The sequence below is a fragment of the Streptosporangium sp. NBC_01469 genome (genome assembly GCF_036227305.1).
In the GTDB taxonomy this organism is placed as follows: Bacteria; Actinomycetota; Actinomycetes; order Streptosporangiales; family Streptosporangiaceae; genus Streptosporangium.
The window spans coordinates 6,511,301-6,534,560 of record NZ_CP109465.1; the positions used below are offsets into that span (position 1 = coordinate 6,511,301).

General features: G+C 71.6%; 18 protein-coding genes. 10 read left to right on the plus strand and 8 right to left on the minus strand.

Going from position 1 to position 23,260, the window contains the following annotated elements; all coding sequences use genetic code 11:
• Positions 1–29: 29 nt before the first annotated feature.
• The 3 genes from OG587_RS28555 to OG587_RS28565 form a co-directional block, all read right to left on the minus strand.
• Complete coding sequence (locus tag OG587_RS28555; protein WP_329080542.1) at positions 30–890, minus strand: carbohydrate ABC transporter permease; 861 nt, start codon at positions 888–890, stop codon at positions 30–32.
• A complete protein-coding gene (locus tag OG587_RS28560) occupies positions 874–1,854 on the minus strand; it encodes a carbohydrate ABC transporter permease (RefSeq protein ID WP_329080543.1) in 981 nt (326 codons plus the stop codon). The genes OG587_RS28555 and OG587_RS28560 overlap by 17 nt, the downstream gene beginning before the upstream one ends.
• Before the next feature lie 740 nt (positions 1,855–2,594).
• Positions 2,595–3,557 (minus strand): LacI family DNA-binding transcriptional regulator, encoded by a 963-nt coding sequence (locus OG587_RS28565; RefSeq protein ID WP_329080545.1) that lies wholly within the window; start codon positions 3,555–3,557, stop codon positions 2,595–2,597.
• A 147-nt stretch (positions 3,558–3,704) separates the two neighbouring features.
• On the opposite strand from OG587_RS28565, the gene OG587_RS28570 reads away from it, so the two are divergent.
• The 5 genes from OG587_RS28570 to OG587_RS28590 all read left to right on the plus strand — a co-directional run bounded on the left by OG587_RS28570 (position 3,705) and on the right by OG587_RS28590 (position 9,129).
• The gene (locus OG587_RS28570; protein WP_329080547.1) at positions 3,705–4,592 is read left to right on the plus strand and encodes an NAD-dependent epimerase/dehydratase family protein; all 888 of its coding nucleotides are present in this window, start codon (positions 3,705–3,707) and stop codon (positions 4,590–4,592) included.
• A 14-nt stretch (positions 4,593–4,606) separates the two neighbouring features.
• Positions 4,607–5,473 carry a 5-dehydro-4-deoxyglucarate dehydratase gene (locus OG587_RS28575; protein WP_329080549.1) on the plus strand — a complete coding sequence of 289 codons (867 nt, stop codon included), beginning with the start codon at positions 4,607–4,609 and terminating at the stop codon, positions 5,471–5,473.
• Complete coding sequence (locus OG587_RS28580; protein WP_329080550.1) at positions 5,470–6,513, plus strand: mandelate racemase/muconate lactonizing enzyme family protein; 1,044 nt, start codon at positions 5,470–5,472, stop codon at positions 6,511–6,513. The genes OG587_RS28575 and OG587_RS28580 overlap by 4 nt, the downstream gene beginning before the upstream one ends.
• Positions 6,510–8,411 (plus strand): DUF6807 family protein, encoded by a 1,902-nt coding sequence (locus OG587_RS28585; protein WP_329080552.1) that lies wholly within the window; start codon positions 6,510–6,512, stop codon positions 8,409–8,411. The genes OG587_RS28580 and OG587_RS28585 overlap by 4 nt, the downstream gene beginning before the upstream one ends.
• Positions 8,412–8,499: 88 nt before the next feature.
• Entirely contained in the window at positions 8,500–9,129 is a 630-nt protein-coding gene (locus tag OG587_RS28590) for a DUF899 domain-containing protein (RefSeq protein WP_329080554.1), read from the plus strand.
• Positions 9,130–9,230: 101 nt separating this feature from the next.
• Here OG587_RS28590 and OG587_RS28595 read toward each other — a convergent pair whose 3' ends face one another.
• The 3 genes from OG587_RS28595 to OG587_RS28605 all read right to left on the minus strand — a co-directional run bounded on the left by OG587_RS28595 (position 9,231) and on the right by OG587_RS28605 (position 12,442).
• Positions 9,231–9,941: a spermidine synthase gene (locus OG587_RS28595; protein WP_329080556.1), complete on the minus strand. Its 711-nt coding sequence runs from the start codon at positions 9,939–9,941 to the stop codon at positions 9,231–9,233.
• A 431-nt stretch (positions 9,942–10,372) separates the two neighbouring features.
• Positions 10,373–11,689, minus strand: a complete 1,317-nt coding sequence (locus tag OG587_RS28600) for a sensor histidine kinase (protein ID WP_329080557.1) — start codon at positions 11,687–11,689, stop codon at positions 10,373–10,375.
• Between the two features lie 165 nt (positions 11,690–11,854).
• A complete protein-coding gene (locus tag OG587_RS28605) occupies positions 11,855–12,442 on the minus strand; it encodes a TetR/AcrR family transcriptional regulator (RefSeq protein ID WP_329080559.1) in 588 nt (195 codons plus the stop codon).
• A 102-nt stretch (positions 12,443–12,544) separates the two neighbouring features.
• Here OG587_RS28605 and OG587_RS28610 point away from each other — a divergent pair, with 102 nt between their 5' ends.
• A complete protein-coding gene (locus tag OG587_RS28610; RefSeq protein WP_329080561.1) occupies positions 12,545–12,985 on the plus strand; it encodes a nuclear transport factor 2 family protein in 441 nt (146 codons plus the stop codon).
• Entirely contained in the window at positions 12,982–13,848 is an 867-nt protein-coding gene (locus OG587_RS28615) for an NAD(P)H-binding protein (protein ID WP_329080563.1), read from the plus strand. Before OG587_RS28610 ends, OG587_RS28615 begins: the two co-directional genes overlap by 4 nt.
• Before the next feature lie 67 nt (positions 13,849–13,915).
• Here the strand turns inward: OG587_RS28615 and OG587_RS28620 are convergent, their stop codons facing one another.
• Entirely contained in the window at positions 13,916–14,467 is a 552-nt protein-coding gene (locus tag OG587_RS28620; RefSeq protein ID WP_329080565.1) for a GNAT family N-acetyltransferase, read from the minus strand.
• 144 nt (positions 14,468–14,611) lie between these two features.
• On the opposite strand from OG587_RS28620, the gene OG587_RS28625 reads away from it, so the two are divergent.
• Entirely contained in the window at positions 14,612–15,538 is a 927-nt protein-coding gene (locus OG587_RS28625) for a GntR family transcriptional regulator (RefSeq protein ID WP_329080567.1), read from the plus strand.
• Between the two features lie 138 nt (positions 15,539–15,676).
• On the opposite strand, the gene OG587_RS28630 is transcribed toward OG587_RS28625, so the two are convergent.
• Positions 15,677–16,246: a dihydrofolate reductase family protein gene (locus tag OG587_RS28630; protein WP_329080569.1), complete on the minus strand. Its 570-nt coding sequence runs from the start codon at positions 16,244–16,246 to the stop codon at positions 15,677–15,679.
• A gap of 321 nt (positions 16,247–16,567) precedes the next feature.
• On the opposite strand from OG587_RS28630, the gene OG587_RS28635 reads away from it, so the two are divergent.
• Both OG587_RS28635 and OG587_RS28640 read left to right on the plus strand, forming a co-directional pair.
• Positions 16,568–17,155 (plus strand): TetR/AcrR family transcriptional regulator, encoded by a 588-nt coding sequence (locus OG587_RS28635; protein WP_329080571.1) that lies wholly within the window; start codon positions 16,568–16,570, stop codon positions 17,153–17,155.
• Between the two features lie 340 nt (positions 17,156–17,495).
• Entirely contained in the window at positions 17,496–22,985 is a 5,490-nt protein-coding gene (locus OG587_RS28640) for an ATP-binding protein (protein ID WP_329080573.1), read from the plus strand.
• Positions 22,986–23,260 lie beyond the last annotated feature (275 nt).

A 23,260-nucleotide genomic window follows, 5' to 3' on the forward strand; every position in this document is an offset into this window, starting at 1 on the left:
TACCTCCGGGGGACGGGGGATGGGAGGGGCTATTTGAGGCCGGTGGTCGCCATGCCGCGGATGAGGTACTTCTGGCCCGCGAGGAAGAAGCCGAAGATCGGGCCGAGGGAGATGATCGACATCGCGAACAGCGGACCCCAGGAGGACTCGCCGCTGGAGTCCATGAACTGCCGGAGTGCGACGGGAACGGTGAGGTTGTCGGAGTTGGTCAGGTAGAGGTTCTGGGTGAAGAAGTCGTTCCACGTCCAGATGAAGGTGAAGATCGCGGTGGTCGCCAGCGCCGGGACGCACAACGGCAGGATCACCTGGACGAACGTGCGCCAGTAGCCCGCGCCGTCGATCGCCGCCGCCTCGTCCAGCTCTCGGGGAAGGGTGCGGATGAACTGCACCATCAGGAAGATGAAGAACGCGTCGGTCGCGAGGAACTTCGGCGCGACGATCGGCCAGATCGTGTTGATCCAGTCGATCTTGGCGAACACGATGTACTGCGGGACGACCGTGACGTGGTGCGGCAGCATGATCGAGCCGAGCATGATCGCGAACCACATCTTCTTCAGCGGGAACTCCAGCCGGGCGAAGGCGTAGGCCGCGAGCGAGCAGGCGACCAGGTTGCCGACCACCGCCAGGGAGGTGACGACCGCCGAGTTCCACAGGTAGTAACCGAAGGAGTGCTTGAGCGCGCCCCAGCCCTCGGTGTAGTTCTCGGCCGTCACCGCGGTCGGCATCAGCCCCGGCTCCCGGAAGATCAGCTCCTCGGGCTTGAGCGAGCTGGAGATCATCCAGAGCAGCGGGTAGAGCATGAACAGCCCGGCGGCGATGAGCAGCAGGTGCCTGACCAGGCGTGGGGCGGGCCGGAACAGGGCCGGCACGCGCTTACTTGTCGTCGCCATAGAAAACCCAGAATCGAGACATGAGGAAGTTGACGGCGGTCAGCGCGGCGATGATGAGCAGCAGCACCCAGGCCATCCCGGCCGCGTAACCCATCTCGTAGTTCTTGAAGCCCTTGATGTAGAGGTAGAGCGTGTAGAACAGGGTCGAGTCGACCGGTCCGCCGTTGCCGCCGCTGACGATGAACGACTGGGTGAAGGACTGGAACGACTTGATCACCTCCAGCACCAGGTTGAAGAAGATGATCGGGGTGAGCAGCGGCAGGGTGATCGAGCGGAACTTCCGCCACCTGCCGGCGCCGTCGACCGCCGCCGCCTCGTACAGGCTCTGCGGGATCTGGCGGAGCCCGGCCAGGAAGATGACCATCGGGGCGCCGAACGTCCAGACGTGCAGGATGATCAGCGTCCACAACGCGGTGTCGGGGCTGGTCACCCAGCCCTGGCCCTCGTAGCCGAACAGGCCCAGGAACGAGTTGACGATGCCGTCGGTCCCGAAGATCTTCCGCCAGAGGATCGAGATCGCCACACTGCCCCCGAGCAGCGACGGCAGATAGAAGATCGAGCGGTAGAACGGCAGGCCGCGCAGGCCCCTGTCCAGCACGAGCGCCAGCGCCAGGGCGAAGGCCAGCTGCAGCGGGACGGACACCACCACGTAGGTGGTCGTCACCTGCAGCGAGGCCGTGAACCGGTCGTCCTGGACGAACATCTTCTCGTAGTTGTCGAAGCCGACCCAGTGGGCGTCGCTCAGCAGGCTGTAGTCGGTGAAGGACAGGTAGAGCGAGGCGATCATCGGGCCGAGCGTGATCGCGAACAGGCCGATGAACCAAGGGGCCAGGAACAGGTAGGCCGCCAGCGCCTGCGATCGGCCTCGGGAGCTCTTGAGACGCCCTGGGTGGGGGGCGCCCGCCTTTTCCGGGGGCGCGACCGGCACCTCGGCCGTCCCCGCCGGTGCGGGACTCAGCGTCATCACTGGCCCTTCGGGGAGTTGGTGAATGGGATGCGCTTTTCCTATAGCTTTACGAACTAAGACGTCAACCCTTTGCAGTGAGCTGGCTCACGAATCGTAACGTTGCTTTTGGCGTTATCCCAGTTCAGAAGGGATATGCCTCACTGGAGGCCGAGTGGAAAAATCTCGCTCGAATACGAGTTAGTACAACCGATTGCAGTTGCGGGCCCAGGTTCGCCCCCCGCTGTGAAAGGCGGGAAACGCCTGGTGAACGCCCTGCGGACGACTCCCGCCGAAGCCGTTCCGTCCCCGGGACGGCCGCCCGTGCGGTTGTGGCGCGGGCCCGGTGGGACGGGCCGAAACGGGGGGCGGGACGGCGGCACGACCGACGGCACCGGGGCGTCGGCGGCGAGGAGGAGGTCGGCCTTGGAGGTCGCCCGGCCGGCCACATGACGGACGGTGACGCCGCCACCTGGCGGATGGGGAGCCGCCGGGCGGACGGTGACGCCACCACCGGTGCCGGCCGGACACGGCACCCGGTCACGGGCCGTCGGACGGCTCGGCCCTCGTCGGCGGCGGAGCCGGGCACCGCCGGCCGGCTTGGCCCTTGTCGACGCCGGTGGAGCCGGTCGCCGAACACGGCACCCGGTTGCGGTTCGTCGGACGGCTCGGCCCCTGTCGGCCGTGGTGGATCGGCTACCGGGGAGATGTCCTCCACGACGAGGGGCCGGACGTCGCGGACGCCGGGTCCCGGACGACGCTCACGGGGTCTCTCTGGGGGGCGCGGTGGAGTCGCGGACCACCAGGTGGGTCTCCAGGACGGTCGCGGCGCTCATCGACTGGATGAGGAGGTCGACCGCCATCCGGCCGGCGTCGCTCGCGGGCATCGCGACCGTGGTGAGTTTGGGGCGGTGCAGCCGTCCGGTGATGCTGTCGTCGAAGCCGATCACGCTGACGTCGCCCGGCACGCCGACACCGAGGACCTCCAGCCCCCCGATGAGGCCGATGGCGACGAGGTCGTTGTAGGCGAGCACGCCGGTCACCCCGGCCTCGGCGACCTTGGCCGCGGCGGCGATGCCGCCCTCCTCGGTGGGGGAGTTGGGGCCGATGACGACCGTGTCCAGATCGGGGATCTCCGCGACGGCCTTGCGGATCTCGCCGCTGGTCCACGATCCGGCGGGGCCCGTCACCAGGGCGACGCGCCGGTGACCGAGTTCCACGAGGTGTTCCATGGCGACGCGGGCGCCGTGGGCGACGTCCATCACGACCGTGGTCAGCCCGCGAAGACGCCGGTTGACCAGCACGAACGAGACACGCTTGGAGAGCTTCTCGAGGGCCTTGTTGGACAGCCGGGGGCTGCACAGCACGATGCCGTCGACCTGCTTGGAGAAGGCCAGTACGAGGTTCTCCTCCTCGGCGGGGTCCTCGCCGGTGTCGGCCACGAACAGGTGGTAGTCCTGACGGCGGGCGGCGGCCTGCGCGGCCTTGATCAGCGGAGGGAAGAACGGATTGGCCAGATCGGCCACGATCAGCCCGATGTTGTTGGTTCGGCCCGTCTTGAGCGAGCGGGCCGCCCGGTTAGGCCGGTAGTCGAGCTGCTCGGCCGCCGCCAGCACCCGGGTCCGGGTCTCGGCGTTCACCAGATGAGGTGCCGAGAAGGTTCGGGAGACCGTCGACACATGGACACCTGAGGCATGGGCGACGTCCCGGATGGTCACTGACATGCCGCACACCCTAACGCAACCGTTTGCAGATCGGTAAACCATCCTGAGACCGGTTGTCGGTGATTGGGCCCGCTCACTTGACGTATTGTCCTGCCTGACGCGATTGTTTACTGCAACTGATTGCAGTCTTCAGAAGGAGTCCACACGGTGAGCAGAGTGCTCGTCACCGGCAGCGCGGGCCGGCTCGGCCGCAGCGTGGTCACCTCACTCGCGGCGGCCGGACATGAGGTGATCGGCGTGGACAGCGCGCCGGGGACCCCGCGCGAGGCCGCCTCGGCCCTTCCTGCGGATCTCACCGATCTGGGGGAGGCCCACTCGGTGATCGCGCGGTTCCGGCCGGAGGCGGTGGTCCATCTGGCGGCCATCGCGGTGCCGTTCAGCCGTTCCGAGCCCACCACGTTCCGCGTCAACACCCAGCTCGCCTTCAACATCTGCGCGGCCTCGGTCGCCCTCGGCGTGGAGAAGCTCATCGTGGCCAGCAGCCCCACGGTGATCGGATACGGCGCGCCGGGCGGCTGGACCCCCGCCTATCTGCCGCTCGACGAGGACCACCCGACGGAGCCCTGGAACGCCTACAACCTGTCGAAGGTCGTGGCCGAGCAGACCATGCGGACATTCGCCCGGACCACCGAGACCACCCGGATGGCCGCGGTCCGCCCCTGCTTCGTCGTCGCGCCCGAGGAGTGGGAGGGCGCGCCCACCCAGTCCGGGCACACGATCGGCGAGCGGCTGAACCGGCCCGAGATCGGCGGGGTCTCCCTGTTCAACTACCTTGACGCCCGCGACGCCGGCGACTTCGTCGACACGCTGCTCACCAGGCTCCCCCTGCTGGAGACGAACGGTGAGGTCTTCTTCGCGGGCGCCGGCGACGCCCTGGCGCGCGAGCCGCTGGCCGAGCTGCTGCCGACCGTGATGCCGGAGACGAAGGCGTTCGCCGCCCAGCTGACCGGTACCGCCCCCGCCTTCTCCTCCGCCAAGGCCGAGCGGCTGCTCGGCTGGACCGCCAAGCGCAGCTGGCGCACCGAACTCTCCTGAGGGAAACCCCGATCATGAATCTCGATGGTGTCCTTTTCTTCCCCGTGACCCCCTTCGGCCCGAACGGCGAGCTCGCGCCCGGAGTGCTGGCCGACCATGTCCGGCGGGGACTTGAGCACCGGCCCGGCGGCGTGTTCGCCGCCTGCGGGACCGGCGAGTTCACCGCGCTGTCGGAAGCCGAGCACGCCGAGGCCGTCCGGGTGGCGGTGCGGACGACGGCCGGGGCCGTCCCGGTGTTCGCCGGAGCGGGCGGGCCGATCGGCGCCGCACTCGCCCAGGCGCGGGCCGCCCGCGAGGCGGGTGCCGACGGGCTGCTGCTCATGCCGCCCTACCTCGTCCAGGGGCCCGGTTTCCCCGCCTACGTACGGGCGGTCGCCGCCGAGCTCCCGGTGATCATCTACCAGCGCGGGCCGATCGCGCTCGAACCGGAGGCGGCGGTCGAGCTGGCCGCGATCCCCGGCGTCATCGGGCTGAAGGACGGCCTCGGCGACATCGACCGGATGCAGCGGATCGTGCTGGCCGTCCGGGAGGCCCGCCCGGACTTCCTGTTCTTCAACGGGCTGCCGACCGCCGAGCTGACCCAGCCCGCCTACCGGGCGCTCGGCGTCGGCCTGTACTCCAGCGCGGTGTTCTGCTTCGCCCCCGAGATCGCCAACGCCTACCTGAACGGCGACGAACGGCTGATCACCGAGTTCTACGCGCCGCTGGTGCGGCTGCGCTCCAAGGTGCCGGGCTACGCGGTGTCGCTGGTCAAGGCCGGAGTGCGGCTGCGCGGGCTGGACGCCGGCCAGGTCCGGCCGCCCCTGGTCCCGGTGGCGCCCGAGCACGAGGCCGAGCTCGAGGCGCTGATCAAGTCGGGACTCGCCCTGGTGGCGTCATGATCAAGGATTTGACGGTCACGCCGCGGTCGGTGCCCCTGGCCCGGCCCTGGGGCGCGGACGTGCCCCGCAACCACGTGCTGCTCGTCACGATCACGCTGGACGACGGGCGGAGCGGCACCGGGATGGCGTGGACGCCGCAGATCGGGGCCCAGGCGGTCAAGGCCCTGCTGGAGCACGACATCCGCGACGCGGCGATCGGCCTGCCGCCGCATCCGGAGCTCGTGTGGGACCGGCTGTCGGCCCACCTCGGCGAGGCGGGGCGGGCCGGGATCGTCCCGATCGCCCTGGCCGGGGTGGATCTCGCACTCTGGGATCTGCGCTGCGGCGAGCGTCCGCTGGTCGAGGTCCTCGGCGCGCGGCGCGAGAGCGTCCCCGTCTACGGCAGCGGGGTCAATCTCCACTACCCGCTGGAGGAACTCCGGGCGCAGGCCGAACGGTGGGTCGCCACCGGATACACCGCGGTCAAGATCAAGGTCGGGCGCCCCTCGCTGGCCGAGGACGTCGAGCGGGTGGCGGCGGTCCGCGAGGTGATCGGCCCCGACCGGCTGCTGATGATCGACGCCAACCAGCGGTGGGACCTGCACCGGGCCCGGACCGCGCTGCGGGCCCTGGAGAGGTACGACCTGTTCTGGATCGAGGAACCGCTGCCCGCCGACGACCTGGCCGCCCAGGTGGAGCTGCGGCGGAGCATCGGCACCCCGGTCGCGGTCGGCGAGAACGTCGCCACCGCCCACGGGTTCCGCGACCTGCTGACGGGGGGCGCCTGCGACGTCGTTCAGCCGAACCTGGTGCGGGTCGGCGGGATCACGCCGTTCCTGCGGATCGCCGAGCTCGCCCGGGTCTTCGGCGTCCCGGTCTATCCGCACCTGCTCACCGAGCTGTCGGGCCAGCTCGCCCTCGCGCTGCACCGTCCCGCGATGGTGGAGAGGGTGGAGGACGCCGCGCTGACCGATCTCGGGTTGCTCGCCCAGCCCCTCCCGGTGGAGATCGCCGGGCCGGAGCTGCGGGCGACCGGAGCGCCGACGAGGTGGGTGCCGTGAAGCCGGTGCGCGTGGTGGTCGCCGGGGTGCACGGCCACGGGAGGAATCATCTGGCGAACGTCCGGCGGCTGGCCGCGGCCGGCCGGGCCGAGCTCGCCGGGGTCTGCGACACCCGGCCGTCGCCCGGCCTCGACGTGCCCTCGTCGGCGGACCTGCCGTCGCTGATCGCCGAGACCGGGGCGGAGGTCGCGGTGATCGCGACGCCGATCCACACCCACGCCCCGCTGGCCGTCGCGGCCCTGCGGGCCGGGGCGCACGTGCTGCTGGAGAAGCCCCCCACGCCGTCGGTGGAGGAGTTCGAGCGGATCTCCGCCGCCGTGGCCGAGACGGGGCTGGCCTGCCAGGTCGGCTTCCAGTCGCTCGGCTCGGCCGCCGTTCCCGCGGCGGCCCGGCTGCTGGGCGAGCCGATCCGCGGCATCGGCGTCGCCGGAGCCTGGACGCGCCCGTTCACCTACTACTCGCGCGCCCCCTGGGCGGGACACCGCAGGCTGGACGGCGTGGACGTCATGGACGGCGCGCTGACCAACCCGTTCGCGCACGCGGCGGCCACCGCGCTGGCCGTCGCGGGGGCCGACGCGGCCTCCTCGGTCGAGGGGATCGAGCTGGAGCTGTACCGGGCCAACGCGATCTCCTGCGACGACACCTCCAGCGCCCGGATCCGCCTCGCCGACGGCACCGTCATCGCGATCACCGTGAGCCTCTGCGCCGGCCGCCGGACCGAGCCCTACCTTCATCTGCACGGCGAGACACGCTCGGCCCTGCTCTTCTACACCCTCGACGAGATCGAGGTGGACGGCGTCCGCACCGGCTTCGACCGGGTCGACCTCCTCGGCAATCTCCTGGCGCACATCAGGGAGGGCGAGGAACTGCTGGTGCCGCTGGAGCGGACCGGCGGCTTCACCCGGCTGCTCGACGAGATCCGGCGCGCCCCCGACCCACTGCCCGTCGGCGGCTTCCGCACGGAGCCGTCCCGGCTGGTGCTGCCGGGCATCGAGGGCCTGGCCGTGCGCGCGGCGGCGGAGCTGAGAACCCTGTCGGAGCTCGGTTTCCCCGGCGGCCCCGGCCCCCGGCCGGCCACCTGGCCGGAGACGGTGCTGCGGGCCGGTCCGCGGGAGGTCGCGACCTACGTCCAGCGGGGCGACCTGCAGCCGACGGACGCGCCGCGGCCCCACCTGCATCCGGTCCGGACCCTGCGCGGGACGGTCGTGACCGAGACCCAGCCCGCCGACCACGTGCACCACTTCGGGGCGAGCGTGGCGATCTCCGATGTCAACGGGGTCAACTTCTGGGGCGGCTCCACCTACGTGCCCGGCACCGGTCCGAAGATCCTCCCCAACCACGGGCGGCAGCGGCGGCGCTCGCTGCGCCCGGTGGACGGCGGCTTCGCCGAGCACCTCGACTGGGTCGGACCGGACGGCACCGTCCTGGCCGTCGAGGAGCGGACCCTCACCGCCCGCGCCCTGCCCGGCGCCTGGGCGCTGGACGTCGCCTTCACGCTGGACAACCGGACCGGCGAGCCGCTGTCGATCCAGAGTTCGGCCTGCAAGGGCCGGACCGGCGCCGGCTACGGCGGGTTCTTCTGGCGCGCGCCCGGGGACTCCACCGGGCTGGACGTCTTCGCCGCCGGCGTCTCCGGCGAGCAGGCCGTGCACGGCGGTCTCTCACCCTGGCTGGCGTTGACCTCCGACGACTGGAGCCTGCTGTTCGTGCAGACCCTCGGGCTCGACCCGTGGTTCGTCCGCGTCGCCGAATACCCCGGCGTCGGACCGGCCCTGGCCTGGGACGCGCCGCTGAGCGTCCCCGACCGGCTGGAACGCGCGATCACCGTCGTGGTCGCCGACGGGCGGCTCGGCACCGAACGGGCCTCCGCCCTCGCCGCGCAGATCGTCGCCCCATGAGAATCCTCGTCGCGGGAGGCCGGACGGCAGGGCCGTGCCCTCCCGGAGGCCGCGAAGTTTTGTCGGTCCCGTCGGACACAATCGGCGGATGGAGAAACCAGAGATCGTTTCGGTCGAGGAGTGGCAGCAGGCCCGCGACGAGCTGCTCAAGGCCGAGAAGGAGGCAACCCGCGCGCAGGACGCGCTCGCCGCGCGTCGTCGTCGTCTCCCGATGGTCAGGTTCGACGGAGGGTACGCCTTCGACACGCCGTCCGGCACGAAGACCCTGCTCGACCTGTTCGAGGGGCAAAGGCAGCTGGTCGTCTACCAGTTCATGGACATCGGGCCGGACCATTACTGTCCGGGCTGCACCTGGTTGACGAACAACGTCCCCGCGGCCGGGCCGTCCCTGCTGGCCGGGCGGGGGACCACGTGGGTGACCGTGTCGAACATGCCGCTCGCCCAGATCGAGGCGTACAAGGCGCGGATGGGCTGGACGGTGCCGTTCGTGTCGTCGCGTGGCACGTCGTTCGCGGAGGACTGCGGCGCCGGTGGCGGCTTCATGCTGAGCGTGTTCCTGCGCGACGGCGAAGACGTCTATCGGACGTACAACACCACCTCCCGAGGCGTGGACCGGCTCGTCTTCGCCAACAGCATCCTCGACCTCACCCCGTACGGCAGGCAGGAGGAGTGGGAGGACTCCCCACCCGGCTGGCCGCAGCACCCCACGTACGGATAGGTGAGCCGAACGGCGAACGCCCCGGCCGGGATGGTCGGGACTTTCTGGTTCGACTTCTCACGGGCCTGAGGATTCCGGGAAACCGCTTGCCGGGGCCGCTCTCACCTCGCCACGTAGACGGTGTTGGTGGACTCCTGTCCCTGGAGGAAGTTGTGGAAGGCGACGACGTGCGCCTCCGGGCTCTCGAAGACCTCGGCGAGCGTCGCGGTGAAGTCGTCGTCCGGGGGGTCGTTCGACCACAGGGCCAGGACGCCACCCGGACGGAGACGGGCGGCCACCTGACGCAGGCCCTCGGGGGTGTAGAACGCGGCATGGCTCGGATGCAGGACATGGCGCGGCGAATGGTCGATGTCAACGAGTACGGCGTCGAAGCGGGCGTCCGGCGATTCGGGATCGAGGCCGGGGGAGGCGGCGACCATCGCGAAGAAGTCACCGTTGACCAGGCGGCAGCGAGGATCCGCCGTCAACCCGGCGCCGATCGGCAACAGCTCTCGCTCGTGCCACTCGATCACCTCGTGAAGCGCCTCCACGACGACGAGCGATCGCACGCGGGTGTGCTCCAGCACGGCCTGCGCCGTGTAGCCGAGCCCCAGCCCGCCGACGACGACGTCGAGATCCGCGCCCGGCAGCGCCGCCAGCCCGAGCCGGGCGAGCGCGATCTCGGCCACCGTGAACAGGCTCGACATGAGGAAGTCGTCGTCGAGTTTGATCTCGTAGACGTCGACGCCGAGCGAGGGCTCCCGCCGGCGCCGCAGGCTGAGTTCTCCCAGTGGCGTCGCGCGCCAGTCGAGCTCCTCGAAGCGCGCGCTCATCGGGCCCGGCCGTCCCGGCCGTGGAACCGCGGGCCGGCCGGTCGGCCGGCGACGCCTCCGGCCCGGTCGCCGGATCCGGGACGGGCGGGCAGGCCGGCGAGACACCCGGAGAACGGGCGGCTCCCCGCAGGTCGCTGAACCATCGATCACTCCCGCAGAGGCGTACTTGGTCTCCACCGCGTTCAGCGTGGTGACGGACGATGCATCCTGTCACAACCGGGCCGTCGTGGTACGGAGGAGGCGTCGCGCGGCGGAGGGATCGTCCGGTACACGCGGTGTGCGCGGGATCCGGGAGCCGCCTCGGGCACGTGGGGCGCCGGTGCGCCGAAGCGGCCACCGGCCCGCGTCCCGCGTGGGCTCGCGGGTGGGCCGGGCCGGAGGAGTCGCGGAACGCCGCCGGCGTCAGGTCCATCGGATCGGACGGGAGCGCGCTATGAGGCTTCGGCCAGGGGCAGGCGTAGCTCGAAGCGCGCGCCGCCGGCGGCCGATCGCCCGACCTCGACGGTTCCGCCGTGGGCGTGCACCACGTCGCTGGTGATCGCCAGGCCGAGGCCGGTGCCGCCGCGGTCGCGGCTGCGGGCCGCGTCCAGCCGGGTGAACCGCTCGAAGATCTTTTCACGGTCGGGCCCGGCGATTCCGGCGCCGTCGTCGGAGACCGCCAGCAGGGCGCTGTCGCCCTCCCGGCACACCTCGACGCGCACCGTGTGCTCGGCATGCCGCTGGGCGTTGTCCAGCAGGTTGGCCAGCGCCCGGCTGAGCTGATGGCCCACGGCCCGCACGACGACCCCCTCCCGCAGTACGAGCTCGGTGGGCAGCCGGTCCCGGGCGGCGCGTGGCTTCAGCTCCGAACGGACCAGGGCGGCCAGATCCATCGGCTCCCGCATCACGGCCACCTCGGCGTCGACGCCGGCCAGATACAGCAGGTCGGTGATGATCTGCTGGAGCCGGGCGGTGTCGCCGAGCAGATGATCGAGCAGGTGGTCCAGGTCGATGTCGCGGGGGTGCAGCCGGGCCTCCTCCAGTTGCAGGCGCAGCCCGGCCAGAGGGGTGCGCAGCTCGTGTGAGGCGTCGGTGACGAACTGTCGCCGTACCCTTACGGCGTGTTCCAGCCGGTCCAGCGTGTGGTTGGCGGTGCGGGCGAGCTTGGCGACCTCGTCGTCACCGGACGGTTGCGGCACCCGGCTGCTCAGGTCCTGGAAGGTGATCTGGGCGAGCTGGCGGCGGATGGTGTCGACGGGCCGCAGCGTCTGACCGCTGACCCTCCAGCTGACCCAGCCCACCAGGGCGATCAGCGCGCCGGTCTGGAGCGCGACGGCGATGGTGACGAAACCGGTCGACTGGGTGCTGGGCGCGCGTCGGCCGGCGTAGACGACGGGAGAGTCGGGCATCGCCCCGACGCGCAGGGCGGTCAGGCGCATGCAGCCCGGCTCGGGGTCACCGCAGGTCTGCGCGTCCTGGATCGGCTCGTCGGGATCGGGCCGGATCGTGCTCAGCGCGACCTTCCGCCGGGCGGCGGGGGAGGCGGCGATGACGTGCCGGTCGGCCCCCACGACCTGCACCACGTCGACGCCCGGGACGACCGGCACGATGACGGAGGGCAGTTGCCCGGCGCGGATGAGCGCCGCCACCGCGGTCACCTCCTGGCGGGTGTCGCTCCACGCCTCGTTGGTGAACGTCTGCTCGATGGACATGATCATGAGTAGTGCCATGGGAACCAGCAGCAGACCGGCGATCAAGACGGTCAGCAAGGTGATCCGCCCGCGGATCGACCCTGGGTAAAATCTGGCTGTTACCCACCCCATTCTCTCACGCTACGTGAACCGGTCAAATGACCGCCACTGCCGCCGGCCCGCTCGGGGCGGGCCGGGATCGTGACGCCGGACGCGGCGGCCGAGGTCGAGGTGGGGCCGGGCTCAGGGAGTGCCTCGGCGCGGTGCGTCGCCGGAGAGAAGAACGCGTACGAGATAGGCGATGCCGTCGCGGATTCGTGCCGGCGGCTGATCGCTGAGATGCTCGATGAGATCGCTGCGCACGACGGCGAGCAGCGCATGGGCCAGGTAGTCGGCGTTGTCCGGGCCGTGAACCTCGGCGACGATCTCCGCCAGGTGCCCGTGCCACCGGTCGTACGTCGAGCTCCGGTACGGGCTCCCGCTGCCGGCGTTCTCCAGGGCGAGCATCAGCGAGCGGTTCTCGAGCTTGAACCGCAGGATCGCATCGAGCGTCGCCGTCGCCCGTTCCACCGGGTCGGACGACGATTCGCCCGCGGCGAGTTGGGTGCGCAACCGATCGCCGCGTTGATCGGCGAGGGCCTGGAGCAGGCCGATCCGGTCGCCGAATCCCCGGAACAGGGTTCCCTTGCCGACCCCGGCGGCTGCCGCGATGTCGCCCATGGACACCTCACCGGGATCGTCCGCGGCGTCGAGCAGGCGGGCGGCGGCGGCCAGCACCGTCTCCCGGTTGCGTACGGCATCCACTCGCTCCTTGCGCCCTGCCGACGTCATGTCCCGTCCTCCGATTTTGCAATTCGGACCGCCGGTCCGTATATTTAACGGACCGGCAGTCCGCATTGTATCGCGGAGTGCCCCTTCGATCGCGGGAGAGAGATGACCGACACGACAGCCGCCGCCGTACTGCGACGCGGCGTGGACCTGTTGCTCGCCAAGGACATGCGTGCCTACCTCGCGCTGTGGCACGAGGACGCGGTGGCCGAGTTCCCCTTCGCGCCGCCCGGGGCGCCGCGCCGCCTCGACGGGATCGCCGCCATCACGGCCTATCTCATCGACTACCCCGACAAGCTCGACATCGCCGAGGTCACCGCGCTCACCGTGCACGAAACGGTCGATCCCGCGGTGGTCATCGCCGAGTTCACCGCCGCGGGGAAGGTCGTGGCCACCGGCAGGCCGTACGAGATCTCCTACATCGCCGTGGTGACCGTCGCCCACGGCAGGATCACCCGTTACCGGGACTACTGGAACCCGATGGTCGTGATCGAGGCGCTGGGCGACGACCTGCTGAGCGACACCGCGACGGGGGCGACCCGATGACCGGGGCCGACACCATCCTCGTGACCGGCGCGACCGGCAACACCGGCCGGCGCGTCGCCGACCGGCTCGTCGAGGGGGGACATCGTGTACGGACCGCGAGCCGGCACCGGCCCGAGTCGCCGGAGGCCGCGCATCGGCACGTGCGCTTCGACTGGGACGACGAGGGCACCCACCGCGCGGTCCTCGACGGCGTACGCGGCATCTACCTGATACCGCCGATCGGGGCCACCGAGCCGGTGCGGCAGATGAGACCGTTCCTGGAGCTGGCGCGCGACGCCGGCGTGCGGCGGATCGTCCTGCTCAGCTCGTCGGCCATCCCGGCGGGCGGGACCGGCCTGGGGCTGGTGCACACCGCCATCGGTGAGATGTTCCCCGAGTGGGCGGTGCTGCGCCCCTCCTGGTTCATGCAGAACCTCGCCGACGACCACATGCACGCGCGCAGCATCCGCGAACGGGGTGAGATCGTGACCGCGACCGGAGACGGCAGGGTCGGCTTCATCGACGCCGCCGACATCGCCGCCGTGGCGGTGCGCGCCCTCACCGATCCGGCCCCGCACAACACCGACCACCTGCTGACCGGCCCGCAGGCCCTGAGCTACGCGGAGATCGCGGCGACCATCACCGAGCTGGGCGGGCGTCCGGTCCGGCACCGCGGCGTCACGGTGGACGCCGTGCGGCGGCGGCTCGCCGACACCGGCATGCCCGACGGCTTCGCCGCCATTCTGGCCGGGATGGACCATGCCATCGCCGGTGGGGCCGAGGACCGGACCACCTCGACGGTCGCCGACGTCACCGGCGACGCGCCGACGAGCTTCCGCGAGTTCTGCGCCGCCCATGTGCGGCGGTGGCGGTCGGCCGGCTGAACGGCGCGGTACCGGATCTCGCCCGCCTCGCCCGAACGCCCGGCGACCGGCCAGGCCCGGCCCGGTCTCAGGGGCGGGGGTCGCGCCACATGGGCCACATCGGCGGCCCGTCGGGCAGGGTGATCGGGTCGCCTGTGACGCGGAACCCGTGGCGCTCGTAGAGCGGCCGGCTGTGGGGAGAGCTCGCCTCCAGGTAGGCGGGCACGCCTTCGGCGTCGGCCGCGGCGAGGCGCTCACGCAGCAGCGCCCCGCCGAGCCCGCGCCCCCGCGCCTCGGGTGCGACACCGAGGAACACCAGGTGGAGATGCGCGCGGCCGTTCGGGTGCCGCTGCTCGGTGAGCGTTATGAAGGTGCGCAGCCGCGAGAGATGGTCCGGGAGTGCCTCATCGTCGAGGACGGGCGGCTCCGCGGCTCGCGGCAGCCAGACGGCGGCGGCCGTTCCGTCGGCGGAGAGCGCGAGCTCGCCGTGCGCGGCCGACCGCTGCGCGAGCGGCCGGAACACGACGTCGGCGGGGTCGACCGCGGGGTCGGGAAGGAGCCAGCGCGTCACGGGGTCATCGGCGAACGCCGCCGTCAGCACGCGGACCGCGGTCTCGCACGCGGTGTTTGTCATGGTCATGCGTACACCGTATGAGCACGCCGAGCGTGAGGCGACCTTGAGCAGTGCACTTTCCGAAGTGCACCGGGTGGCCCGTACTTTTAAGGTCGGACGATCCGGGGATCGTCGCCGTTCCGCGCGAACGCGTACTAGTACAGTTGTGTCATGTCCCCAGGTGATGAGAGCGAGCGGCCGTACCTACGGATCGCCGAGGTCATCCGCCACCGGATCACGACGGGCGCGTTGCGCCCCGGTGACCGTGTGCCGTCCACGCGGCAGGTGGTCCGTGACTTCGGCGTGGCGATGGCCACCGCCACCAGGGCGCTCGCGGTCCTGCGGGACGAGGGGCTGGTGGTCACGCGGGTGGGATCGGGCACGGTCGTGCGCGCCCCCGACCCGCCCCGGCGTGGCGGGCGCGCGCCGGGCCGGGAGCTCACGACGGAGCGGATCGTGGCGACCGGCGTGGCGGTCGCCGACGCGGAGGGCCTGGACGCCGTGTCGATGCGACGGCTCGCCGCCGAGCTCGGCGTCGGCCCGATGTCGCTGTACCGGCACCTCTCCGGGCGCGAGGAGCTGGAGCACCTCATGGCCGAGGCCGTGTTCCGGGCGTATCCGCTGCCCGAGCCCGGCCCGCCGGGCTGGCGGGCGAAGCTGGAGCTGGTGAGCCGGGTGGAGTGGAGCGCCTACCGCGGTCATCCGTGGCTCCCCGAGCTGGTGTCGCTGACCAGGCCGCTGCTCACCCCTGAGGCGATGGCCCACATCGAGTGGATCCTGCGGGCGCTGGACGGGCTGCCCCTCACCCCCGCCGAGCGGGCGCGGGAGGCGGTCACCCTGTCCGCCCTCGTCCGCGGCCTCGCCCTCAGCGTGGCGGCGGAGGTGCAGGCGGAGCGGGAGACCGGGGTGGCCAACGACCAGTGGTGGATCACACTCGACGACGAGGTGCGCGCCCTCATGGGCTCGGGCCGCTTCCCGCGGCTGGCCGCGGTCTACGGGGAGGAGATGCGGGATCTGGACGGCCTGCTGAACCACGCCCTGGCCCGCCACCTGGACGGCCTCGCGGCACGGCTGGCCCGGAGCGCCGCGGAGCCGTAGCGCCGCCCGCCGCGAGCGCGGCGCCGGAACCGCCGGCACGGCACTCGGGACCGTCGCCGGACGGGAAACGCTCACCGGGCGATTCCCGGCTTAGCCGTGGTCGACGAGCCGGGGCGGTGCCCGTTCGGCGCCGGCCTCTCACTTCCTGTCGTAGGTGAGGACGACCATGCCGTTCTCGAGCGCGCGGGTGCCCGTGAGTTCGAAGGGGGTGGGGGAGAAGCCGGTGCTGAACAGGGGGATTCCTGCTCCGGCGACCACCGGGTAGAGCTTGATGACGAGCGCGTCGATCTCCGGGAGCAGGGTGCCCGCCAGCCGGGCGCCGCCCATCAGATAGATGTCCTTGCCGTCCTCGGCCTTCAGCCGGCGGATCTCGCCGACCACGTCGGCGGAGATGATCTCGACCGCGGGGTCCGGGCTCTCCTTCAGGCTTTCCGAGACCACGTACTGGCGCAGGTGGGTGTACGGGCTGGTGATCCCGATCTCCAGGGCGGCCCCGTAGGTGGTGCGCCCCTGCACGCCGACGTCGAAGTTCTTGTTCGGCACGCGCACGCCCAGTTGCTCACGCGCGTGCGTCGGCAGGGTGTCGGGATAGTCCTCGACGATGAGGTCGACGACGTCCTGCGTCACCGGGAAGAAGTCGAAGCTCCCGTCGGGGGCGGCGATGAAGCCGTCGATGGTCATGCCGATGTAGTAAACGAGCTTTCGCATATTTGATTCCATTCGCGGTCTTTGTGTGATTTCAGGCTGGGTGGCATGAAGCGGTGGCGCCCTGAAGCCGGACGGCACCGGTCGCCGCCGAGCCTGGGCCGGGGGCGGCCGCGCCCCGATGCTCTGCCGGCGACTCGGCCCAAGGTGAGGGAGGGGGCCGGTGGTTCGTGCGGTGTAGAGAGCCGGGGTGAGCTGAACTCGCATCACTGTCTCCTCTTCGCCGATCCCATCGATGCTTTCGGCGTAGTACTTTGCTTGGAGTGGTTAGAACGTAGTACTACACTCGGAGTGGTGTCAACGCCGGCCCAAGGAGAGATCGCGATGCGGCAGAACCCGGCACGACGGGCGGCGCTCCTCGACGCGGCCATCGAGGTCCTGGCCCGAGAGGGGGCGCGCGGACTGACCTTCCGCGCCGTCGACGTCGAGGCGCAGGTGCCCAACGGCACGGCCTCCAACTACTTCGACAACCGCGACGACCTGCTCATCCAGGTCGGCCACCGCTTCTACGAGCGGCTGGAGCCCGACCCGGGCGTGATGGCCGCCGTGCTGGAGGGCCCGCGCGACCGCGACAAGGTCACCGAGCTCATGCACGAGCTGGTGGACCGGGTCAGCGACTTCCGCTCCGGATACCTGGCCCTGCTGGAACTGCGGCTGGAGGCCACCCGCCGCCCGGAGTTGCGCGACCTGCTCACCGAACGCATCCGCGCCGATCTCGACGCCAACATCGACCACCACACGCGGTCCGGCCTGCCCGGCGACGCGACCACCGTGGTCCTGCTCTATCTGGCGCTGAACTGGCTGATCATGGAACGGCTCACGCTGCCCGACATCTTTCCGGAGAGCCGGATCCACCCCCTCGTCACCGACCTGGTCGAACGCGTCCTGCCCGGCCCCGGCGGCGCGACCTGACGCCCGCGCCCCGGCCGATCCCCCCTCGCGGCGTGATCGCGCCGGCCGACGGCGGCCCCGGCGTGTCGTGGTGGTCGACGCCGTTCGCGAAGGTGGACGAGGGCGTCGCGGTGACGTGGCCGAACGCGCTCGTCCCGGCTCCGGCCGGCCCGCCGATCGCGAGGACTCAGGGGGCGCATGTCACACCACCCCGACGGGTACGTTTGTGTGAGCCTCACAACTCCGGTCGCGAAAGACGCTCAGTCCCCGCTATTCCGGTAGCCGGGGGCGGCCGAGAGTATGGATCCCTGTGGGGGCGGGGACGGCCGCCGTGTTCACCGCCTTCGAAAGGGTTCGCTCAGTGTTCAGTCGTGTCGCCATCGTCAACCGCGGCGAAGCCGCCATGCGGCTCATCTACGCCGTTCAGGACCTAGCAGCGGAGACGGGGGCACGGATCGAGACCGTCGCCCTGTACACGGACTCCGACCGGACGGCCACGTTCGTCCGCGAGGCGGACATCGCCTACGACCTGGGACCCGCCGCGAACCGGCCCTATCTGGACCACGCGGTCCTCAGGAAAGCCCTGGTCGAGACCGGTGCGGACGCGGCCTGGGTCGGCTGGGGCTTCGTGGCGGAGGACCCGGCGTTCGCCGAGCTGTGCGCCGAGATCGGCGTGGCGTTCGTCGGTCCCGGCCCCGAGGCGATGCGCAGGCTGGGCGACAAGATCGGCTCGAAGCTGATCGCCGAAGAGGTCGGTGTGCCCGTCGCGCCGTGGAGCCGCGGTCCGGTGGAGACGCTGGAGGACGCGAAGGCGGCGGCGGACCGGATCGGCTACCCGTTGATGCTGAAGGCGACCGCGGGCGGCGGTGGCCGCGGCATCCGGATGGTCTCCGACGCCGACGAGCTGACCCGGGCCTACGAACTGACCCGCCAGGAGGCCGCGCGCGCGTTCGGCAGTGGCGTCGTGTTCCTGGAGCGACTGGTGACGGGCGCCCGGCACGTCGAGGTGCAGGTCATCGCGGACGGGCAGGGTACCGCGTGGGCGCTGGGCGTGCGCGACTGCTCCGTGCAGCGGCGCAACCAGAAGATCATCGAGGAGTCGGCCTCCCCGGTCCTCGACGCCGCGCAGATCGCCGAGCTGAAGGCGTCGGCCGAGCGGCTCGTGCTCGCGGTGGACTACAAGGGCGCGGGCACCGTCGAGTTCCTCTACCACCCCGGCGAGCGGCTGTTCGCGTTCCTCGAGGTCAACACGCGCCTGCAGGTCGAGCACCCGATCACCGAGATCACCACCGGCGTCGACCTGGTGAAGGCCCAGTTGCACGTCGCGGCGGGTGGCAGGCTCGAGGGAGACGCCCCAGAGGAGTGGGGACACGCCGTCGAGGCGCGCCTCAACGCCGAGGACCCCGACCGCGACTTCGCCCCCTCACCCGGCCGGATCGCGCGGCTGGCGCTGCCCAGCGGCCCCGGCATCCGGGTGGACACCGGGTTCAGCGAGGGCGACACGATCCCCGCCGACTTCGACTCGATGATCGCCAAGATCATCGCGCACGGCCGTGACCGCACCGAGGCGCTGGCCCGCCTGCGCCGCGCGATGACGCAGACGACCATCATCATCGAGGGCGGCGTGACGAACAAGAGCTTCGTCCGCATGCTGCTCGACGAGCCCGCGGTGATCGACGGGTCCGCCGACACCGGCTGGATCGACCGGGTGCGCGCCCAGGGCGCCCTCGTGTCGCACCGGCACTCCGCGATCGCGCTGATCGCCGCCGCCATCGAGGCCTACGAGGACGAGGAGGCCGTGACGCGGCAGCGCTTCCTGACCACCGCGCACGGCGGCCGCCCGCAGTCGCAGCACGAGAGCGGCCGCGCGCTGGAGCTCAAGCTCCGCGACGTCGGCTACCGCGTCCAGGTCGCCCGTACCGGCGGCCGCCGGTTCCGCGTCGGCGTCTCGGCGGGCGGCCCCCAGCACGCGGCCGACGTCGACACCGAGTGCTTCGACGAGCACAGCGGCCAGATCACCGTGAACGGCGTCCGCTTCAAGGTCGTCACGAGCACCCACGGCCCGATCCACCTCGTGGAGGTCGACGGCGTCACGCACCGGATCAGCCGCGACGAGGGCGGCATCGTGCGCTCGCCGGTGCCCGCGCTCGTGGTGGCCACGCCGCTGCGGGCGGGCGACGAGGTCGAGGCCGGCGCGCCGCTGCTGGTGGTCGAGAGCATGAAGATGGAGACCGTGCTGCGCGCGCCCTTCCGCGGCCGGGTGCGGGAGCTCGCGGTGTCGGTCGGCAGCCAGGTGGAGGCGGGCGCCCGCCTGCTCCGCCTGGAGCCGCTGGGAGACGGCGACGAGGTGGCCGGTCCCGCGGCCGAGGTGCGGGAGGTCGAGCTGGACCTGCCGGCCGAGCCGGTGGACGTGCCCGCGGCCGAGCGGGCCGCGCGCGGCCTGCAGGACCTGCGCAACCTCCTGCTGGGTTTCGACATCGACTCGCAGGACGAGAGGCGCCTGCTCGCCGGCTACCTGGCCGCGCGCGCCGAGCTCGTCGCGGAGGGCGAGCACGAGCCGGCCGGTGAGGTCGAGCTGCTGCGCCTGTTCGCCGACCTGAGCGAGCTGAGCCGCAACCGGCCCGCCGGTGAGGAGTCGAAGCCCGACTCCTCGGTGCACAGCCCCCGCGAGCACTTCCACACGTACCTGCAGTACCTGGACCCGGACCGGGCCGGGCTGTCGGAGAGCTTCCGGCAGCGGCTCACCCACGTGCTGTCCCGCTACGGTGTCGAGGGCCTGGACCGCACGCCGGAGTTGGAGGACGCGGTCTTCCGGATCTTCCTGGCCCAGCGGCGCGCGTCCGCCGACGTCGCGGTGGTGACGACCCTGCTGCGCCAGTGGACGAACGAGGCCCCGCCCGCCCGGGAGGACCGTGTCACCGTCGGCCTGGCGCTGGAGCACCTGGTCGCCGCCACCCAGGTCCGGTTCCCGGCCGTCGCGGACCTGGCGCGCGGCGTCGTGTTCACCTGGTTCGCCCAGCCGCTGCTGCGCCGCGCCCGCGCCAAGGTCTACACGGCCGTACGCAGGCACCTGAGCCACCTCGACCGGCACCCGGACGCGCCCGACCGCGCCGAGCGGATCTCCGCCATGGTCGCCAGCGCCGAGCCGCTCGTCCGGCTGGTCGGCCAGCGGATCGGCCGCGAGGGCGTGGACCCCGTGCCGCTGCTGGAGGTGCTGAGCCGCCGCTACTACGGCAACCGCGCGCTCAGCGACATCCGGGTGAGCAAGGTGGCGGGCTGCACGTTCGTCGTCGCCGAACACCGCACCGCGACCGGCGTCGGCCGCGTCGTGGCCACCGCGGTCGACTTCCTGGCGCTGGCCGAGGCCGTCAAGGCGGTCGACGAGCTCGCCGGTGACGGCGAGCTGGTGGCGGACATCTACCTGACCTGGCCGGACGGCCCGAGCGATCCCGAGGAGATGGCCGCGCGCCTGCGCGAGGTCATGGTCGAGCAGCAGCCGTCGAACCGGATCGGCCGCATCGCCACGACCGTCGCGGGCAACAGCGGCGCCGTGATGCACCACCACTTCACCTTCCGGCCGTCCGCGGACGGCTTCGTGGAGGAACGGCTGCTGCGCGGTCTGCACCCGCGCATCGCCGAGCGCATGCAGCTGGGGCGGTTGCGCGACTTCGACCTCACCCGGCTGCCCGCGCCCGACGAGGAGGTCTACCTCTTCCGCGCCACGGCACGGCAGAACCCGTCCGACGAGCGCCTCGTCGCCCTGGGGCAGGTCCGCGACCTGACCCCGTTGCGCGACGACGAGGGCAGGCTCGTCGCGCTGCCCGCGGCCGAGGACATCCTGGCCACGTGCCTCGACGCGATCCGCCGGGCCAAGAAGCCCGGCGCGAAGGCGTCCGCCACGAACCGGATCGTCATCTATGTGTGGCCGCCGAACGATCTCTCGCCGGACGACCTGAACACCGTGGCGAAGCGCGTGCTGCCGACGACGGCGGGCGCGGGCCTGGAGGAGGTGCTGTTCCTCGGCAGGCGCCGCGACGGCGCCACCGGCGAGCTCGTCGACATCGCCGTCCGGATCGGCTACGACGTGGGCTCCGGCGTGCGGCTGTCCGTCGTGCCGCCGCCGGCCGAGCCCATCGAGCCGCTGGACGACTACCGCCAGGAAGTGCTGCGCGCGCACAGCCGCGGCACGCACCACCCGTACGAGCTGACCGGCATGCTCGCCGGGCCGTTCGGCTCGTTCACCGAGTACGACCTGAACGAGCACTCCAGGCTGGTGCCGGTGAACCGGCCCAAGGGGCGCAACACCGCCGCGCTCGTCGCGGGTGTCGTCAGCACGCCCACGCCGCGCCACCCGGAGGGCATGACCCGCGTCGTGCTGCTGGGCGACCCGACGAAGGCGCTCGGCGCGTTGTCCGAGCCCGAGTGCGCGCGGGTGATCGCCGCGCTCGACATGGCCGAGCGGATGCGGGTGCCGCTGGAGTGGTTCGCGCTCTCCGCGGGCGCCCGGATCTCGATGTCGTCCGGCACCGAGAACATGGACTGGGTGGCGGCCGCGCTGAAGCGGATCGTGAACTTCACCCAGGACGGCGGCGAGATCAACATCGTGGTCGCGGGCATCAACGTCGGCGCCCAGCCGTACTGGAACGCCGAGGCCACGATGCTCATGCACACCAGGGGCATCCTGGTGATGACGCCCGACTCCGCGATGGTGCTGACGGGCAAGCAGTCGCTCGACTTCTCCGGCGGCGTGTCCGCCGAGGACAACCACGGCATCGGCGGGTACGACCGGATCATGGGCCCGAACGGCCAGGCGCAGTACTGGGCGCCGGACATCCGTGGCGCGCGGGAGATCCTGATGTCGCACTACGACCACAGTTACGTCGCGCCGGGGGAGAGCGGTCCGCGCAGGGCGGTCACCGGCGACCCGGTGGACCGCGACGTGTCGACGTTCCCGCACGCCGTGCCGGACAGCGACTTCACGACGGTGGGTCAGATCTTCTCCGCCGAGTCCAACCCGGACCGCAAGAAGCCGTTTGACATCCGCACCGTCATGCGCGCGCTGTCCGACCAGGACCACCCGGTGCTGGAGCGGTGGGCGGGCATGGCCGACGCGGACACCGCCGCGGTCCAGGACGTCCACCTCGGTGGCCGGCCGGTGTGCCTGCTGGGCATCGAGTCCCGGTCCGTGCCGCGTCGCGGATTCCCCCCCACCGACGGCCCGGACACCTACACCGCGGGCACCCTGTTCCCGAGGTCGTCCAAGAAGGCCGCCCGAGCCATCAACGCCGCCAGCGGGAACCGTCCGCTGGTCGTGCTGGCCAACCTGTCGGGGTTCGACGGGTCGCCCGAGTCGATGCGCAAGCTGCAGCTGGAGTACGGCGCGGAGATCGGCCGCGCGGTGGTGAACTTCAAGGGCCCCATCGTGTTCTGCGTGATCTCTCGATACCACGGCGGCGCGTTCGTGGTGTTCTCCAAGGCGCTCAACCCGAACCTGACCGTGCTCGCGGTCGAGGGCTCGTTCGCCTCGGTGCTCGGCGGTGCTCCGGCCGCCGCGGTGGTCTTCGCGCGCGACGTCGACAAGCGGACCGGCAACGACCCCCGCGTGCTCGCGCTCGCCGCCCGCGTCGCGGAGGCGCCGGCCGCCACGCGGGCCGCGCTCTCCGCCGAGCTGGCCGAGCTGCGGTCGTCCGTGCGGGCCGAGAAGCTGACCGAGGTGGCCACCGAGTTCGACCGCGTGCACAGCATCCAGCGGGCGGTCGACGTCGGCTCGGTGGACGCGATCATCAGCTGCGCCGAGCTGCGGCCACGGATCATCGAGGCGGTCGAGAAGGGGCTCGCCCGACAGGTCTGACCCGGTACTGAAGCCGGACACCCGCGCCTTTCCCGGCGGGCGTCCGGCTTCTCGCGTTCCCGCGGCGAGCGGGACCGCGAACGCGACACCGGTACAGCTGTGGGAGTGCAACGGCTCCGGGGCACAGCGCTGGTCCGTACGATGACCCCGCCGTGGAGGCGCCCGCGCGGCGCCGGCCGCGTTCGAGGTGCCGGTGTCCGGTACAGGGGGTGGCGGGGGGCCGGTGTCACCCTCTGGACGCCGAACGACAACGGCTGAACAATGAAACCCCGGGT